This is a genomic window from Streptomyces sp. NPDC050619, from assembly GCF_040654815.1.
GTDB lineage: Bacteria > Actinomycetota > Actinomycetes > Streptomycetales > Streptomycetaceae > Streptomyces.
This window is the reverse complement of sequence record NZ_JBFAIR010000108.1, coordinates 1-3244: the sequence shown is the minus strand read 5'-3', so window position 1 is coordinate 3244 and position 3244 is coordinate 1. Positions and strand designations below refer to the sequence as shown.

5 protein-coding genes and 1 pseudogene are annotated in these 3244 nt (G+C 69.5%); all 6 read left to right on the top strand.

All coding sequences use genetic code 11. The features are described from left to right. The coding region (locus AB0I77_RS53220; RefSeq protein WP_363290275.1) for a response regulator transcription factor at positions 1–348 on the top strand (348 nt) is incomplete at its 5' end. Positions 349–424: 76 nt separating this feature from the next. Continuing rightward, complete coding sequence (locus AB0I77_RS53215) at positions 425–640, top strand: type II toxin-antitoxin system VapB family antitoxin (protein WP_363290274.1); 216 nt, start codon at positions 425–427, stop codon at positions 638–640. Then, entirely contained in the window at positions 637–1059 is a 423-nt protein-coding gene (locus AB0I77_RS53210) for a PIN domain nuclease (RefSeq protein ID WP_363290273.1), read from the top strand. The genes AB0I77_RS53215 and AB0I77_RS53210 overlap by 4 nt, the downstream gene beginning before the upstream one ends. Positions 1060–1799: 740 nt before the next feature. Then, positions 1800–2150 (top strand): DUF4333 domain-containing protein, encoded by a 351-nt coding sequence (locus AB0I77_RS53205; RefSeq protein ID WP_363290272.1) that lies wholly within the window; start codon positions 1800–1802, stop codon positions 2148–2150. Between the two features lie 59 nt (positions 2151–2209). Continuing rightward, a pseudogene (gene aspA / locus AB0I77_RS53200) lies at positions 2210–2408 on the top strand (aspartate ammonia-lyase); the annotation flags it as partial. Positions 2409–2581: 173 nt separating this feature from the next. Then, a partial coding sequence (locus AB0I77_RS53195) for a histidine kinase (protein WP_363290271.1) occupies positions 2582–3244 on the top strand: 663 nt, incomplete at its 3' end.

Below are 3244 nucleotides of genomic sequence, written 5' to 3'. Positions count from 1 at the left end.
AAGGACGCCGGCTCCACCCTGCTGATCGAGGCCGTGCGTGCCGCCGCCCGCGGGGACGCCCTGGTCTCCCCCGCCGTCACCGTCCGCCTCCTCAAGCACCTCGCCGGGCAGCAGCCGCCGGCAGCGGTCCCGCATCCACTCTCCGAGCGGGAGCTCGACGTCGTACGCCTGGTGGCGGTGGGCCGCACCAACCAGGAGGTCTGCGGCGAGCTGTATGTGTCCCTGGGCACCGTCAAGTCCCACCTGTCCAACATCAAGGACAAGATCGGCGTGCGCAACCGCGTCGAGATCGCCGCCTGGGCCTGGGACACCGGCCTCGTACGCGACCGCCAGACGCCCCCCACCTGACCCGTGCGTCGACCTTCACCAAGTACAAGTAGAGATATACTTGATGTCATCGATGATATCCGTGGAGGTGCAGTCGATGAGCCGGACCGTGATCGACCTCGATGACCAGCTGGTGGCGGACGTGGCCAAGGCGCTCGGTACCAGCACCAAGAAGGACACAGTCAATACCGCCCTGCGCGAGGTACTCGACAACCGGCGCCGGGCGCTGGCCCTCACCAGGCTGCGGGCAGCAGCGGAGGAGGGGGCCTTCGGCTTGGACCTCTTCGAGGACAAGGGGAACTACCGCCGGTGAACGCCGCGCAATTCCTGATCGACACCAGCGCGCTCGCCCGCCTCCTGCGCGGCGACGCCGAACCGTATGGATGGGATCAGGCTGCGGCAGCGGGGCTCATCGCCACGTGCCCTATCACCGAGCTGGAGTTCTTCTACAGCGCCCGCTCCGCCGCCGACCGCACACGGGGCATTGAGGACATGCGCCTGCTCTTCGGCTGGGTGCCGGTCGACGATCGCGCGTACGACCGCGCCTGGCAGGTCCAGGAGATCCTCACCCAGCGCGGACAGCACCGCAGCGCCGGAGCCGTCGACCTCGTGGTGGCCGCCACAGCCGAGTTGCAAGGACTGACGCTCCTGCACCGTGACCGGGACTTCGAGTGCATCGCCGCCGTCACCGGCCAGGCACTCCAGTGGTACGGCCCAGAAGCCGGCAAGTGAGCCGCTCAGTCCCGTCCTGGCCGGTGGTCTCCTACGCCCGGCAGGAGAACCGCTCCGGGTCAGCGGGGAGCGGCCATGAGGCCCTCGATCGAGGACGGCCAGCCCCGCCGGCCCGGAGAGCAGGTTGGCGGGGCGTCGGCCCTCCTTGCGGACCATCGTCACCCCGTTCGCGATGAGGAAGAACGCGAGGGCCAGCACCCCCAGAGCCAGCAGCGTGAAGGCGAGGGTCACCGCCGCGAGGAGGGGTGCGGGCGCGCTGTCGGCTGCCACTTGGGCGAGCAGCGCCAAGGTCAGCAGGACGAGGGACAGTCCGAGGAGGACGGCGTTGCCGAAGCGGCGGGGGTCTTGCCGTGTCCGGGCCAGGAAGAGCAGGAAGGCCAGCCCGGCGAGGATCGTGAAAGTGACGGAGGCGATCGCGGTGATGGTGGGACGTCAGCGCGGTGCGGGCGCGGCGTGGATCCCGTATACCCCGCTCTCCCCGGCCGTCGGGGGCGCCATCACGGTCTCCCTCTGAGGAAGCCGGGCCCTGGTCTCCGGCCCTCTCACCGTCGCCGCACTGCTCTTTTCCCGACACCGTTCTCGTACGCGACCGCCAGATGCCGCCCGCCTGACCCGTGGGTCGGCCTCCAGGCCGACCCGCCCGCCAACTGTCGGCCTGCGGGCCGAAGCGCAGCCGCCGTCCGGCGGGCCACTCTTCCGGTGACAGCCTCAACGCAGCAAGCGCATCGCAGGAGAGAAACATGAAATACGTCGCCGTGTCCCTGGTGACCGCTGCCGCCGTGGCCGTGGGCGGGTTCGCCTTCGTGGTCGTACCGCGGCTGCTGAGCACGGAGTCGACCAGCACCGTCGGTTCCACCGGTGCCGTGAGCCGTGCGGAGGTCGAGAAGCAGGTCCGCGAGAACTACTCCCTGCCGCTCGTCCAGGAGAAGCCGAAATCCGTGAGCTGCGCCGGAGGTCTCAAGGTGCCGCAGCGCGACTCGGTCGAGTGCACTGTGACGTCCAAGAACGGGAAGCAGCAGAAGATCATGGTGTCCGTGACCAAGGCCAAGGGGAACAGCGTCTCGTACGACTACGTGGTGCTGGCGGACTAGGACTGTCCGCTGCGGCCCGGGGCGGGACTGTTCAGGACGGCATGACGAGGACGGACAACGCCTTCGAGGTTCATCGGCAATGACCTGACCGTCACCATGGCCGCCGAAGCCGGACAGTTCCAGCTCAACGCCTTCGAACCCGTCATCGCCCACAGCCTGTCGCGCTTTCTGACCCACCTGCGCGCCGCCTGGGACACCCTGGCCGCCCGCTGCGTCCCAGACATCACCGCCAACCGCGAACACCTCCACGAAAGCGTCCACCGCGCCAGCACCGCCCTCGCTCGGGCGGCCTCCACGGCGAGGATCTGGATACCGTCGACGATCCCGCCGGACACGCGCGCCCGTCCTCGGCCGCCGGGCCGGTCCGGGGTGGTCGGCATCGACCTGTGGGCCGACTCGCTGCTCGGCCGTACATCCGTACTCTGTGCGGCGTGGAACCTGATATTCCGCTCTCCCCGCGTGTGCGGCGCGCCATCACGGTCTCCCTCTGCGGGGGCCTGGCCCTGGTGTGGCTGATCGACCTGGTGACCTACTACGACCCGCACGACCGCTGGTCGAGCTGGCTGCCCCTGGTCTCCGGCCCCCTCGCCGCCGCCGTGCTGCTCTTTCCCGCCCGCTGGCCGGGCCCCGAATGGCGGGCCGGCGCCGCGGCGCTGGGCTCCTTGGCCCTGACCGTGGGCCTGTATGCATATGCCCCGCTCAAAAGCGGTACCTGGGGCCTGTTGGAGACGGTCGTCCTGCTCGTGGTGCTCGCCCGGACCGCGCGGCGGGTGGAGCGCCCGGCCACGGCCGTGACACTGTCGGCGGCGCTGGCTGTCGCGGTGATCGCCCAGCCGTTGCGCAACGGCCTAACCGACGACTTCCTCTTCTCCTTCCTGCTGACGTTCGCCGTGGGCGGCGTCGTGGGCCTTGGTTGCTATCTGCGCCTGCTGGACGCTCGCCGGGCCCGGGCTGTGACCTCCGTACGCCATAACGAGCGTCTGGAACTCGCCCGGGATCTGCACGACTTCGTTGCCCACCACGTCACCGGCATCATCGTGCACGCCAACGCCGCGCTGGTGATCCAGGAGACCTCGCCGGAGCAGATCAAGTCC

Coding starts and splice junctions, on each gene's coding strand:
- AB0I77_RS53205 (WP_363290272.1), top strand. CDS start 1,800: ATGAAATACGTCGCCGTGTCCCTGGTGACCGCTGCCGCCGTGGCCGTG.
- AB0I77_RS53215 (WP_363290274.1), top strand. CDS start 425: ATGAGCCGGACCGTGATCGACCTCGATGACCAGCTGGTGGCGGACGTG.